Source organism: Luteibacter anthropi, assembly GCF_023699965.1.
GTDB classification, from domain to species: domain Bacteria; phylum Pseudomonadota; class Gammaproteobacteria; order Xanthomonadales; family Rhodanobacteraceae; genus Luteibacter; species Luteibacter anthropi.
This window is the reverse complement of the sequence record NZ_CP077072.1, coordinates 3,753,765-3,767,131: the sequence shown is the minus strand read 5'-3', so window position 1 is coordinate 3,767,131 and position 13,367 is coordinate 3,753,765. Positions and strand designations below refer to the sequence as shown.

Genomic DNA, 13,367 nt, shown 5'->3' with positions numbered 1-13,367 from the left:
GTACATCCGAAATTGCAGAACTTGGCCCTTTCGGACGTACCGTTCCGGGCGCAAGCTGGTGACATCCACAACACCCGGAACCGCCACCATGAGCAAGCGCATCAACTACAACAAGGTTGCCCCCGACAGCACCAAGGGGCTCTTCGCCGTTCACCAGTACCTCGCCGGCAGTGGCCTGGGCGACCTGATCGACCTTGTGTACCTGCGGGTATCGCAGATCAACCAGTGCGCCTACTGCATCGACATGCACTCGCAGGACCTGCACAAACATGGCGTGCCCTTCGAGAAGCTGATCCTTACCTCGGCCTGGCGTGAGGCCGGTGCCGTGTTCTCGCCGCGCGAACAGGCCGCGCTGGCCTGGGCGGAGTGCGTGGCGCAGGTGGATCGCACCGGCGTGCCCGACGAGGACTATGCCGCCGCGACCGCCGTATTCAGCGACAAGGAACTGGCCGACCTCAGCGTAGCCATCGCGTTGATGAGCGCCTACAACCGGCTCGGCGTGGCATTCCGCAATGCGCCGGTGGCCGCCAGCAGGCTGATCGCTCAGGCCTGACGACGGCGGAAGCAATCACGTGCATGGTCGTCGACGATGCCGACGGCCTGCATCCAGGCGTAGACGATCGTCGGCCCCACGAACTTGAAGCCGCGCTTCTTCATGTCTTTCGAGATCGTGACGGACAGCGGCGTCTGCGTGGGAAAGGTGCGACCGTCGCCTCGGATCACCTTGCCGCCGGTGAACGACCAGCAGTAACTGTCGAAGTCCTCGCCGGCCTTGCGCATGGCTTCGTAGATGCGCGCACCGTTGATGGTGGCCTCGATCTTGGCGCGCGAACGCACGATGCCTGGGTCGTCCAGCAGGCGCAGGATGTCCTTCTCGCCGAAACGGGCGACCCTGGCCGGATCGAAATCCTTGAAGGCTTTGCGGAACGACTCGCGCTTGCGCAGGATGGTGATCCACGACAGGCCGGCCTGGAAGCCTTCAAGCATCAGCTGCTCCCAGAGCATGCGCGAATCGTGCAGCTCGATCCCCCACTCTTGGTCGTGGTAATCGCAATAGAGCGGATCGGCACCGGTCCAGGTACAACGTCGCGTGTCGGCGTCCATCATTCTTCCCTTCGTGAAGCGCAAGACGCCAAGCTTTTCACGTCTACGCGTCGTCGTCGAGGTCAGGCACGCAATCGCTGCGCAAGGCGCGTCATGGCGCGGGCGAACGTCTCGCGATCATCCAGCGCACGCGCAAGCACGATGGCACCCTGGATGCCGGCAACGGCCTCTTCCGCCGCATCGCGCGCCGCTTTCGCATCACGCCCGGCGCGCACGAGTGCATCGGCCAGTGCGTCGATCCAGCGTGCGAAATACGTTGCCACCGCGATGGCGAAGCGATCCCGCGTGCCGTCCAGTGCAAATGCACCGACAAGGCAGACGCGGCCGCCACCCTGGAAGTAGCTGGCCACGGTCTGCCACATGGTGTCGATCGCCCGGGCGGGAGGATCGGTACGCAATGATGCAAACAGGTGGCGTTCGAACCACGCATCGATGTCCGCAAGCACCGCGGCGGCCATGTCGTCCTTGCCGCCGGGAAAGAAGTGATAAAGGCTGCCCTTGCCCAGCCCCGTGCGTTCGTGGATGCGCGCCATGCTGGCACCGTCATAGCCCAGTTCGCGGAAGACCTCCGCGAGCATGGGCACCACGTCGGCGCGTTCGTAGACCAGGCGCGCCATTACAGACCCAGGTCCGACAGCTCCGGGTGGTCGTCCGGGCGACGCCCTTGCGGCCAGTGGAAGCGGCGCTCCTGCTCGCGGATGGGCAGGTCGTTGATGCAGGCGAAGCGCCGTTGCATCAGGCCGGCCTCGTCGAATTCCCAATTCTCGTTGCCGTAGGAGCGGAACCAGTTACCGCTGTCGTCGTGCCATTCGTAGGCGAAGCGCACGGCGATGCGGTCACCCGTATATGCCCAGAGTTCCTTGATGAGGCGGTACTCCTGCTCCTTCGCCCACTTGCGGGTGAGGAAGGCCACGATGGCCTCGCGGCCGGTGACGAATTCGGCACGGTTACGCCATTGGCTGTCGGGCGAGTAAGCCAGCGAGACCTTGCGCGGGTCGCGGCTGTTCCAGCCGTCCTCGGCAAGGCGGACCTTGGCGACGGCGGTGTCGTGGGTGAAGGGAGGAACGAGCGGGGGCATGAGGCATCTCCGTACCAAAGTGAATCCAGTGTACCAATCAGTACACTGGATTCAATCCCCCTTGTAGGAGCGCGCCTCGCGCGCGACCGGTCAAGGCGGTGAGCCACCCGTTACAAACCACGTTACGGCTTGAACGGGGGCAACACTTTGTACCTGTCGCGCGCGAGGCGCGCTCCTACAAGTCACGGTGGGCTTCAGCGTCATCGCCGCCTATACGTAGCGACCCTCGGCGTTGCGCGACCAGGTGGGCGCTGCCTGCAGCGGCCCCTCGGCATGGAACAACTGGCGGTAGCGCGACGGTTGCGAGCGCAGGTACTGCTTTGGCGCCATCACCGTGGCGCCCAGCTCGGCTGCGGCGTGCCAGGGCCAGCGCGGGTCGTAGAGCACCGTGCGGGCCAGGGCCACCACATCCGCGTCGCCCGTGGAGACGATGGCCTCGGCCTGCTGCGGCTCCGTGATCAGGCCCACGGCCACCACGGGAATCGACACCGCCGCCTTCACCGCGCGGGCAAACGGCACCTGATAGTTTGGCCCCACGGCAATCTTCTGGTGTTCGTGCAGGCCACCGCTGGACACATGGATGGCATCGCAGCCGAGAGCCTCCAGCGCCCGGGCGAAAGCGACGGTCTGCTCTACATCCCAGCCGCCTTCGTACCAGTCGGTCGCGGACACGCGCACCGTCACCGGCTTGTCCGCCGGGAATGCCTCGCGCACGGCGCGGAATACTTCCAGCGGGAAACGCATGCGATTTTCCAGCGAACCGCCGTATTCGTCATTGCGCCGGTTCGACAGCGGCGACAGGAACTGGTGCAGCAGGTACCCATGTGCTGCATGGATCTGCACCAGGTCGATGCCGAGCCGGTCGGCACGCTTCGCGGCCTCGACGAAGGCATCGCGGATGCGGTCCATGCCTACGCGATCCAGCGCCAGTGGCGCCACATCGCCTTCATGGAACGGCACCGCCGACGCGGACACCGTCTGCCAGCCATTGTCATGATCCGGCGCAACCTGCCGCCCTCCCACCCAAGGCACTTCGCAGGATGCCTTGCGCCCCGCATGGGCCAGCTGGATGCCGATAGGCATCGTAGACCAGCGACGCACGCCGTCCAGCACACGACGCATGGCGTCTTCGGTGGTGTCGTCCCACAGGCCCACGTCGCCATAGGTGATGCGCGCATCGGGCAGCACGGCCGAGGCCTCGATGGTGAGCAGCGAAGCGCCCGACAACGCCAGCTGGCCCAGGTGGATGAGGTGCCAGTCGTTCATCCGCCCTTCCTGCGCGGAGTACTGGCACATCGGCGCGATGACGATGCGGTTGCTCAATTCGAGGTTGCGGATACGCAGCGGGGTGAACAGCCTGGGTTGTGCCATGGGAGGCTCCGGAAAGGGAATGCGCCGACTATGGCATCGCATCCGTCATCTACAAGTCTTCCTGTACGCAAATCGGGCGCTGGTCCACTATAGAAGGCATGGCCGCTCCCGATCTCAACCTTCTCATCGCCCTCGATGCCTTGCTGACCGAAGGCAGCGTGGCCGGTGCCGCGCGTCGCATGAACCTCAGTGCACCTGCCATGAGCCGCACGCTGGGCCGCATCCGCGACGCGCTCGGCGATCCGGTGTTCGTGCAGTCCGGACGCACGATGGTGCCCACGCCACGTGCATTGGAGATGCGCGAGCGCGTGCGCCAGGCCGTCGAGGATGCCTCCGCCCTGCTGGCTCCCGGCATCGATGTGGACCTCACCGGCATCGAACGTCGCTTCGCCGTGCGCGCCAACGACATCTTCGTCGGCATGTATGCCGGACGCCTGCTCGATACCATGAGCCGAGAGATGCCGCGCGCCACCTTGCGCTTCACTCCCGAGGAAGATGACATCGACGGCGAGGCGCTGCGCAGCGGACGCATCGACCTGCTGGTAAACCCGTTCCGCCCTGTCGGGCCGGAAATGCGCGTGCAGCCGCTGTTCTCCACGCGCTTCGTCGGCGTGGCGCGCAAGGGGCATCCGTTCTTCGACGGACCGGCCACTGCCGAACGCTTCGTACAGTGGCAGCACATCGGCGTTTCCCGTCGCGGCAGGGCGCGCGGTCCCATCGACGACGCACTGGAAGCCCTGGGCCTTGCCCGGCAGGTGCCTCTCGTGGTGCCGACACCCTACGCCGGTGCGTTCGCCCTGCTCGACTCGGACCTGCTGCTGCCGCTGCCGAACCAGCTCGCCGAAGGTGTCCTGCGCGCCGGCCTGGATGTACAGCTGTTCGAGCTGCCCGTGCCGCTGGAACCGGTGGACATCAGCCAGACCTGGCACCCGCGCTGGCAGAACGATCCGGCGCATCGCTGGTTGCGGCGTACGATCCGCCAGCTCTGCGGGCACTGAGTCCACCATTGCACCGGACGCACTCATGGAGTGCGGACACGTAACTTTTGCGAATCATTCGCAACAACCACCATGAGCCGGACCTCGCTCTTCCGGCTCACCCGTGCGCTCCCTCACCACTTCCATCCCATACCTTACCGACGCGCTGCGCTGGCTGGATCTCGGTACACCCCGCGCCCGCTATGTGATGCGCTCGGTGCTGGCCGCCGCGCTGGCGATCACCGTGTCCTACCTGCTGGAACTGGAAACGCCGTACTCGGCGGCGTCCACCGTGCTGCTGGTGGTCAATCCCGTGCAGGGCGCCGCCATCGGCAAGGGCGCGTGGCGTTTCATCGGCACACTGGGCGGCATGCTCGCCTCGTTCGCGCTGATGGCCGCATTTGCCCAGAAGCCCTGGCTGTTCGTGATCGGCTTCGGCATCTGGCTGGGCTTGTGCGTAGCCGGCATGAGCGTGCTGCGTCACTTCCGTGGCACCGGCGCGGTCGTCGCCGGTTACACCGTGGGCCTCGCCACCTTCGGCGCCATGCAGCATCCGGAACACGCCTTCGAACACATCGTCGGACGCGGCTCCACCGTGCTGATCGGGGTGGTGTGCCTGGCCCTCGTCTTCGCGCTCACCGGCACACGCAGCGTACGCGGCCGGCTGGAAGCCCTGCTGTCGCGACTGGCCGCCCACGTCGCGGCAAGCGTGGCGCAGCAGATCGCCTCGGGAACCTCGCGCCTGTCACCCGAGCGACGGGCCGTGCTCGGCGACATCTACGGCGTGGACGACCTGCTCTCGCTGGGCAAGGCCGAATCCGAAGATGTGGCCCGGCGTGCGGCATCGATCCGCCATGCCATGGTGTCGCTGTTCGCCACGGCGGTGGAAACCGAAGCACGGGCGCCCGGAGGATGGGCGAAGGCATGGCAGGATGCCGCCGATGCGCTGGGCAACGGTGATACCGGCCACGCACGCGCACGGCTGAAGCATGCGCGTCACCTGCTATCGCGCGAATGCATGGCGCATGCACGCCTTGCCGGACAGATCGACGACTTTCTTGCCGCACTGGATGGCATCGAAGGCCTGCACCGCACGCTGCCACGCAACGCCGCGCCGGTGGCCTTTCATCGCGACTACCGTGGCGCGTGGCGCAATGGGCTGCGCGCGGCGATCACGCTGATCCTCGCTGGTGCCTTCTGGCTCGTCACCGGCTGGACCGACGGCGACATGATGCTGCTGATCGTGGCGCCCTATTGCGCCTTGCTGGCCCTGGCCCCCGACCCTGCGGCCGGTGCCTGGGGCTTCTTCAAGGGCACGGTCGTGGCGGTGCCTGCCGCCTTTGTCTGCGCCTTCGGCATCCTGCCGCATATCGATGGCATGCCCTTGCTGCTGGTGTCCCTGGCGCTGTTCTGGATACCGGGCATCTATGCCACCACGCTGCCGCGACACGGCCTGGCCGCACTCGCCTACCTGGTTGGCTTCAACACGCTCACCAGCGCCGCCAATCCCATGCACTACGACCTGGCCCAGTTCCTGAACTGGTCGCTGTCCTGGCTGTTCGCCACCGCGTTCACCGTGCTCGCCTTTCGCGTCGTGCTGCCGAAGCAGCCCGCGCGTGACCTGGAACGCCTGCGCCTGCACATCCGCGATGCCAGCCTTTCGATCCTGCGTGGCGCCACGCCGTCGACAAGTGCATGGCGCTGGCGGCAACAGCACCGGCTTGCGCAACTGGGCGCCATGCTCAAAACCCGGCCACAGCAGCTCGATGCCGCCTTGACCGATGCGCTCGCCAGCCTGCATCTCGGCCGCGACCTGCTCCGCCTGCGCGCACTGCGCGAAGCCGACGATACAACCCGGTCCATACGCCATGCGCTCGCCTGCATGGCTCGCCGTAGCAGCATGCCCATGACGGCTGCCCGCCATGCACGCCGGGCTTCGCGCCAGTTGCGCGATGCATCGCCTTGCGCCGCCGACGCCTTTGCCGACATCGCCGCCCTGCTCGACCGGCATGCCGATTACTTCACACCAGGGTCTTATTCATCCCGTGCTCAGTGAATTCTCCATCGCGGGCATCTACCTGCCGCCGTTCTTCGTCTACGCCTGCGTGGCCGGCCTCGTCTTCGTCGTGCTCCGCCACCTGCTGGCCCGCCTGGGCGTGCTCCGTCATGCGTGGCATCCCGCGCTGTTCGAGTTCGCGCTTTCCGTCATCCTGCTTTCATTGCTGATCCTCCATGTCTGATGCCCTCCCCCTGTTGAAGCGGCTTGCCCGCGCCCTGCTCACCCTCGCCGCCGTGGCGGCGGCGGCCCTGCTCGTCGTATCGCTATGGCGTGCCTATGTACTTGCCCCATGGACGCGCGACGGTCGTGTCAGTGCCCAGGTGGTGCGCATCGCTCCCGAAGTGTCTGGCACCGTCGTGGACGTGGCGGTCGCAGACAATCAGTACGTGAAGAAAGGCGATGTGCTCTATCGCATCGACCCGGAACGCTTCCGCGTCGCCGTGGACGATGCGGAAGCCGCGCTCGATGCCGCCAGCGAAACCCTCGCGCAGAAAATCGAGGACGCGCAGCGTCGCAAGGGCATGGACGACCTCGTGCCGCGCGAAGACATCCAGCAGGCGCAACGCGCCATCGCCCTGGCCCGGGCCGCGCAGCGCCGTGCGCAGGCGACGCTGGACCTCGCGCGGCTGGATCTGCACCGATCCGAGCTGCACGCGCCGACGGATGGCTACATCACCCATCTGCGCCTGCGCAACGGTGACTACGCCGTGGCCGGCCAGCCTGCGCTGGCGCTGCTCGATGCGCACAGTTTCTGGTTCACCGGGTATTTCGAGGAAACCAAGCTTCGCCAGGTGCATCCCGGCGCCGCCGCTCGCATTCGCCTCATGGGATACGACGCGATCGTGCCCGGTCGCGTGCACAGCATCGGGCGAGGCATTACCGATACCAACGAGCAGGCTGACGCCACCGGCCTGCCCAGCGTGGAGCCCAGCTTCAGCTGGATACGGCTGGCCCAGCGTATTCCCGTGCGCATCGAACTCGGCGAACTGCCTCCCGGCGTGACCCTCGTGGCGGGCATGACGGGCAGCGTGGATGTCGGCGATCCCGCCGGCCGTGACGGCTCGCAAGGCCGGTTGACCACCTGGCTGCACGAGTGGATGTGACGATGAAAAGCCTGCTCGTTGTCGCCATGGCCGGCACGTTGGTGGCCTGCGCCACCGTGGGTCCGGATTACCATCCACCACGCGCCTCGCTGCCTTCGAGCTGGAGCCAGTCGCACGACGGCATGACCCCGGCCGACGTCGAATCGCTGCGCACCTGGTGGCGGCGTTTCGACGATCCCCTGCTCGACCGGCTCGTGGACCAGGCGCTCGCGAGCAACCAGGATCTCGGCATTGCCCTGGCCCGCCTGCAACAGGCCAGGGCCGACCGCAGTATCGCAGCGGCAGGCCTGGGGCCCAGTGTGGGCGCACGCGGAAGCCTGCAGACCTTGCGCACCAGCCGACGCACCGATCCACCGGGGGGCGGCGTAACGCAAGCCTATGATGCAGGCATCGACGCCAGCTGGGAGCTGGACCTGTTCGGTGGATTGCATCGCAACCTCGAAGCGGCGGATGCACGCGTATCGGCCGTCGAAGCCGATGGCTACGCATTGCGCGTTGCGCTGCTCGCCGAACTGGCGACCGACTACGGCCAGCTGCGCATGACGCAGGCACGCCTGGCGGTTGCGCAGGAAAACATCGACACGCTACGTGATAGCGAGCGTATCGCCGAGCGCGCCTGGCACGCGGGGCTGGGCACCGAAGCCGATTACCGGCAGGCCCGCGCCGAACGTGAAGCCGCACAAGCACAGCCGGCACAGCTTGAAGCGGGTATCGCACGTCTTACCCACGCGATCGGCGTGCTTGCCGGTGGCTTCCCCGGCGACTGGAAAGAAGCCTTGCAGGCGACAGCACCCACACCGCTGCTGCCGCCACGTTTACCGCTGTCCATGCCTTCGGACGTGATCCGCCAGCGCCCCGACCTGCGCGCGGACGAACGTCGCCTTGCCGCTGCCACAGCGGATATCGGTGTCGCCGAAGCGGCACGCTATCCACGCTTCAGCATTCCGTTGTCGCTGGGTACCGACGCCCACCTGCTCCATGATCTCTTCAGCGCGGCGAGCGCATCGTGGAGCCTGGCATTCGCAGGGAGCCAGACGGTCTATGACGGTGGCCGCAACCGCGCCAACGTCGTTCATGCCGAAGCGGAAGCGCAGGCGGCGCGGCTTGCATGGGAGCGCGATGTTCGCCTCGCCCTGCGCGATGTGGAAGACGCGCTCACCGGCCTGGACACGGCAAGGCGCCGCCGCGAATACCTCATGGCGGCCATCGACGACAGCCGCGCGGCGCTGGATCGCGCGACGCGGCTTTATCGCCAGGGCCTCAGCGGCTACCAGCCCGTGCTCACCGCGCAACGCTCGCTCAACACCGCACGCGACGCACGACTACTGAACGACCAGGACGAACTCGACGCCGGCATCGCGCTGTACAAGGCCCTGGGCGCAGGATGGAACACCCCACCCCTGTAGGAGCGCGCCTTGCGCGCGACCGCTACGGAGTGATTCGCGCATGGCTCCGTAGCGGTCGCGCGCAAGGCGCGCTCCTACAGGTGGGGTTGTCGTGACTTTGACCACGCTGCGCTCCAGAACGCCACCAGGAGTAATCCGGTTGCCACCATGAAGGTCAGATGCATGCCCGCCGCCACGGCAGCAGGCACAGCGGCCGCTACATCATCGCGCCCCACCCCGTGCGCAAACACCGCACCAAGCAGCGAAGCCCCCGCCACCAGCCCAAGATTGCGCGACAGATTCAACAAACCCGACACAAGTCCACGACGCCCTCCGGGCACCCCCGCCATGACCGCCGTGTTGTTTGCCGCCTGGAACGTGGCATAGCCCAGCGTCAACACGAGCAACGCAAGCAGGTAACCCGGCAATCCGTATCGCAACGGGACAAGCACCAGCGCAGCCGCACCGGCCACCATGCATCCGAGGGCCAGGATGCCGATGCGATCCGCGCCATGTCGGTCCACCAGGCGACCCGACAGGATGCCCGTCACTGCCGAGACCACCGGCCCGCACGACATCGCCAGGCCCACGCCTGCGGTGGTAAGTCCGAGAGCATTGGACAAATAGAACGGCCCGACCACCAGCGTCGCGATCATCACGGAAGTGACCAGCAGGTTGGCGACACAGCCCATGGCAAGACGACGGTCGCGCAGCAGTCCGAAATCCAGCCGCGGTGCCTGCGCACGCGTTTCGTTGACTTCGTCGGCAGGCAGGTAACGCCAGGCGAAGACGATCGCCAGCATTCCCAGCGGAATACTGACCAGGAAGATCGCCCGCCAGCCCAGCGTCGCGAGCAGGATGCCGCCAAGCGACGGCCCCAGTGCGGTGCCTATGGCCGACGTGGTGCCAAGCCAGCCCATCGCCGAACCAATGCGCTCCCGGGGCACCGTACCCGCCACGAAGGCCAGCGTAAGCGCCATCATCACCGCTGCGCCGGCGCCTTGCAGCGCCCTGGCGAGCAACAACCAGGGCAGCGAAGGGGCAAGTCCGCAGAACAGCGACGCCCAGGTGTACAGCAGCAACCCGGCAAGCAGCAGCCGGCGATGCCCAACATGGTCACCGACCCGACCAGCTACCACGACGAGGGCCGTCACGGCCACGAGGTACACGATCACCACCCACTGCGCATCGTGAAAGCTGCTGCCGAACACCCGGGCGAAGGTGGGCAGTGCGACGTTGGCGATGCTGGTGCCCAGCGACGACATGAGCATGCACAACGAAAGGGCGGCAAGCGCGGGCCGGGCCGAAGGCGCGGCCGAGCGCTGCCCGGAGCGCTCTCCGGACACGGAAGAGAGGTTCAACGGAGTGCTCTCGCAATAAAGGGATGACATCAGCGTAGTGCCGTCCCCGCCGTCACGGAAGGCGCGACGCATGCATTGACTACCTGCGTGGCACGCCATGTCGCATGGTATCGTCCGCGCCATGTCGCAGCCCGACCTCAACCTGCTGCTCACCCTCGATGTCCTGCTCGCCGAGGGCAGCGTAGCGGCCGCCGCACGGCGGCTGCAGCTGAGCCCTTCGGCCATGAGCCGGGCGCTTGCGCGACTGCGCGAGGCCACCGGCGATCCGTTGCTGGTGCGGGCCGGCAGCGCACTGGTGCCATCGCCACGCGCGCTGGAACTACGTGATCGTGTCGCCCAACTCGTGCGCGATGCGGATGCCGTGTTGAAACCGGCGCATGCACCGGATCTCTCTCAGCTTTCACGCACCTTCACCCTGCTTTGCAGCGATGGCTTCGCCGAAAGCTTTGGGGCCACACTTATCAGCCGCCTGCGTGCCGATGCACCGGCCGTGCGACTGCGTTTCGTACAGAAGGTGCGCAAGGGAAGCACCCCTTTGCGGGATGGCAGCGTCGATCTGGAAACCGGCGTGGTCGGTACCAGCACGAGCCCGGAAATCCGCACGCGTGCGTTGTTCGAGGATCGCTTCGTCGGTGTCGTGCGCCAGGAACACCCGCTGGCACAGCGACTACCCGATGCCCGCGACTACGCCGCGGCAAGCCACGTCCTGGTGTCCCGCCGCGCGCCTGATCGCGGTGTCGTCGACGACGCGCTGGAGGCGCTCGGCCTGCAACGCGATGTCGCGGTGATCGTCAGCGGGTTCGGGCCGGCCCTTGCGCTGGCCCGCGCCACCGATCTCGTCGCCACGGTGCCCGAGCGTCATACGCGTGCCCTGCACGAGGGCATGCATGCATTCCCGCTACCCGTCGATATTCCGTCGATAACCCTGTCGATGCTCTGGCACCCGCGCATGGATGGCGATGCGACGCACGCGTGGCTGCGCACCTGTGTCCGCGAAACCTGCTCCCTGTAGGAGCGCGCCTTGCGCGCGACCGGTTATCGCGACACGCGACAACCCGGTCGCGCGCAAGGCGCGCTCCTACAGGGGGGTGTTGCGCATCAGGGTGGTCAAGCGGTCGGCATCTTCCGGTGTGGCCGGGTTGTACACCACGAGGCTGAGGTCGGGGCGGCCGTCTACGATGAAGGATGAGTATTCGAAACTCATCGGGCCCAGCGCATGGTGGCGAAGGCGCTTCAGCCCGGCGCCATAGCCGCGCACGTCGTTGCTACGCCACATCGCCTCGAAATCAGCACTTGAACTGCATAGTTCCGCGACAAGGCCCTCCGCTTTCGACGCCACGCCTGCGCGTGCCACATCCGCACGAAAGGCAGCCACGACGAAACGCGCCACGCCTTCCCAGTCGAACTGAGCCTCGCGAACGTACGAATCCTGGAAAATGAGCCGGAGTACATTCCGGCGCTCGGGCGGCAGCTTGCCGTAGTCCGTCAGCACCATGGTGGCGGCCCGGTTCCAGGCCACGATGTCCCATAGCGGCGTCTTCACGAAGGCAGGGCTGATGGCAAAGGCATCCAGCACTCTTTGCAGGCGCGGGGTCACGCTGTCGTCTTCCACGTAGCGCACATCCGGCGAGCGACCGAGCGCAAGCAGGAACAGGTGTTCGCGCTCGGCGTCGGTGAGCATCAAGGCTTGCGCGATACGCTCCAGAACCTCGGCCGAAGGTGCGCCGCCGCGGCCCTGCTCCAGCCATGTGTACCAGGTGGCGCTGATGCTGGCTCGTTGCGCGACTTCTTCCCGTCGCAATCCAGGCGTGCGTCGGCGCGCGGTCGTGAAACCCAGGGCAGCCGGGTCGAGTTTGGCGCGGCGGTCCTTCAGGAACACACCGAGCAGGTCCGCGTTCGCTGTGGTCGTCGCCATCCTGTTAGTCCTTATACCCGTATAACGTCACGACTTTACCCCGATATCCATGGAGACAAGAGTAACGCCATCGACCAACGATGGAGCAACACCATGCACGTATTCGTTACCGGGGCCACCGGCTTCGTCGGCTCGGCCGTCGTCAAGGAACTGCTTGCCCATGGGCACGAGGTCAGTGGTCTCGTGCGCTCGGATGCCGGTGCTAAAGCGCTGGCCGCCACCGGCGCCCGGGTCGTCCGTGGCTCGCTGGAAGACCTGGACAGCATGCGCCAGGGCGCCCGCGAAGCCGATGCGGTGATCCACACCGCGTTCAACCACGATTTCTCTCGCTTCCTTGAGAACTGCGAGCTGGACCGTCGCGCCATCGACGCCATCGGCAACGCATTGGATGGCTCGACAAAACCCTTTGTGATCACGTCAGGCCTGGGGCATATGGAACATGGGCGCCTGGCCACCGAAGACACCGCATCACTTCCCGTCTCGCCCGCGTACCCACGCGCATCGGAAGCGGCCGCGGAAGCCGTCGCGACACGCGGAGTCCACGCCATGGTGGTGCGACTTCCGCCCACCGTGCATGGCGATGGCGATCACGGTTTCGTGCCGCATCTGGTCAACGTTGCACGGGACAAGGGCGTGGCAGCCTATGTGGGCGATGGCGCAAACCGCTGGCCGGCCGTACATCGCTTCGATGCCGCCCGCGTCTTTCGACTCGCCGTCGAACGAGGCAGCCGGGGTGCCCGTTATCACGCGGTGACGGAAGAAGGCGTGCCGTTCCGCGACATCGCGGGCACGATCGGCCGCGAACTCAACGTGCCCGTGCAGGCACTTACGCCGGAAGATGCCGCCGCGCATTTCGCCTGGTTCGCCCGTTTCACCGCCCTGGATGTACCGGCCTCCGCAGCGCAGACCCGGGCAGCCCTGGGCTGGGAAGACGCGGGCCATCCCAGCCTGCTCGATGACATGAAGGCGCAATACTTCCACCGCTGACTGAAGCCAGGCACGGAAGCCATGCTG

Annotated in this window: 13 protein-coding genes and 1 pseudogene; 8 read left to right on the top strand and 6 right to left on the bottom strand. The window is 66.4% G+C overall.

Annotated elements, in window-relative coordinates; genetic code table 11:
• The first annotated feature begins 88 nt into the window (after positions 1–88).
• Positions 89–553, top strand: a complete 465-nt coding sequence (locus KR767_RS16135) for a carboxymuconolactone decarboxylase family protein (protein ID WP_250876999.1) — start codon at positions 89–91, stop codon at positions 551–553.
• On the opposite strand, the gene KR767_RS16130 is transcribed toward KR767_RS16135, so the two are convergent.
• The 4 genes and pseudogenes from KR767_RS16130 to KR767_RS16115 form a co-directional block, all read right to left on the bottom strand.
• Positions 544–1,107 carry a DNA-3-methyladenine glycosylase I gene (locus KR767_RS16130; protein ID WP_345779881.1) on the bottom strand — a complete coding sequence of 188 codons (564 nt, stop codon included), beginning with the start codon at positions 1,105–1,107 and terminating at the stop codon, positions 544–546. The two genes, KR767_RS16135 and KR767_RS16130, sit on opposite strands and share 10 nt — an antisense overlap.
• 59 nt (positions 1,108–1,166) lie before the next feature.
• The gene (locus tag KR767_RS16125; protein WP_250876998.1) at positions 1,167–1,721 is read right to left on the bottom strand and encodes a TetR/AcrR family transcriptional regulator; all 555 of its coding nucleotides are present in this window, start codon (positions 1,719–1,721) and stop codon (positions 1,167–1,169) included.
• The gene (locus KR767_RS16120; RefSeq protein ID WP_250876997.1) at positions 1,721–2,182 is read right to left on the bottom strand and encodes a nuclear transport factor 2 family protein; all 462 of its coding nucleotides are present in this window, start codon (positions 2,180–2,182) and stop codon (positions 1,721–1,723) included. Before KR767_RS16120 ends, KR767_RS16125 begins: the two co-directional genes overlap by 1 nt.
• A 276-nt stretch (positions 2,183–2,458) precedes the next feature.
• Positions 2,459–3,553: pseudogene (locus KR767_RS16115) on the bottom strand (NADH:flavin oxidoreductase/NADH oxidase); the annotation flags it as partial.
• A gap of 98 nt (positions 3,554–3,651) precedes the next feature.
• On the opposite strand from KR767_RS16115, the gene KR767_RS16110 reads away from it, so the two are divergent.
• The 5 genes from KR767_RS16110 (at position 3,652) to KR767_RS16090 (ending at position 9,098) form a co-directional block, all read left to right on the top strand.
• Entirely contained in the window at positions 3,652–4,551 is a 900-nt protein-coding gene (locus KR767_RS16110; RefSeq protein WP_250876996.1) for a LysR family transcriptional regulator, read from the top strand.
• 103 nt (positions 4,552–4,654) lie between these two features.
• The gene (locus KR767_RS16105) at positions 4,655–6,586 is read left to right on the top strand and encodes an FUSC family protein (RefSeq protein ID WP_250876995.1); all 1,932 of its coding nucleotides are present in this window, start codon (positions 4,655–4,657) and stop codon (positions 6,584–6,586) included.
• Positions 6,576–6,770 (top strand): DUF1656 domain-containing protein, encoded by a 195-nt coding sequence (locus KR767_RS16100; protein WP_166948027.1) that lies wholly within the window; start codon positions 6,576–6,578, stop codon positions 6,768–6,770. Before KR767_RS16105 ends, KR767_RS16100 begins: the two co-directional genes overlap by 11 nt.
• Positions 6,763–7,692, top strand: coding sequence for an efflux RND transporter periplasmic adaptor subunit (locus tag KR767_RS16095; protein WP_250876994.1), 930 nt, complete (start codon positions 6,763–6,765; stop codon positions 7,690–7,692). The genes KR767_RS16100 and KR767_RS16095 overlap by 8 nt, the downstream gene beginning before the upstream one ends.
• A gap of 2 nt (positions 7,693–7,694) precedes the next feature.
• The gene (locus tag KR767_RS16090; RefSeq protein ID WP_250876993.1) at positions 7,695–9,098 is read left to right on the top strand and encodes an efflux transporter outer membrane subunit; all 1,404 of its coding nucleotides are present in this window, start codon (positions 7,695–7,697) and stop codon (positions 9,096–9,098) included.
• Positions 9,099–9,172: 74 nt separating this feature from the next.
• Here KR767_RS16090 and KR767_RS16085 read toward each other — a convergent pair whose 3' ends face one another.
• Positions 9,173–10,510 (bottom strand): MFS transporter, encoded by a 1,338-nt coding sequence (locus KR767_RS16085; protein ID WP_250876992.1) that lies wholly within the window; start codon positions 10,508–10,510, stop codon positions 9,173–9,175.
• A 49-nt stretch (positions 10,511–10,559) separates the two neighbouring features.
• Between KR767_RS16085 and KR767_RS16080 the strand changes: the two genes are divergently transcribed.
• Positions 10,560–11,450, top strand: coding sequence for a LysR family transcriptional regulator (locus KR767_RS16080; RefSeq protein WP_250876991.1), 891 nt, complete (start codon positions 10,560–10,562; stop codon positions 11,448–11,450).
• A gap of 66 nt (positions 11,451–11,516) precedes the next feature.
• Here KR767_RS16080 and KR767_RS16075 read toward each other — a convergent pair whose 3' ends face one another.
• Positions 11,517–12,353 (bottom strand): helix-turn-helix transcriptional regulator, encoded by an 837-nt coding sequence (locus KR767_RS16075; protein WP_166948035.1) that lies wholly within the window; start codon positions 12,351–12,353, stop codon positions 11,517–11,519.
• Between the two features lie 93 nt (positions 12,354–12,446).
• Between KR767_RS16075 and KR767_RS16070 the strand changes: the two genes are divergently transcribed.
• Positions 12,447–13,340, top strand: coding sequence for an SDR family oxidoreductase (locus KR767_RS16070; RefSeq protein ID WP_250876990.1), 894 nt, complete (start codon positions 12,447–12,449; stop codon positions 13,338–13,340).
• Positions 13,341–13,367 lie beyond the last annotated feature (27 nt).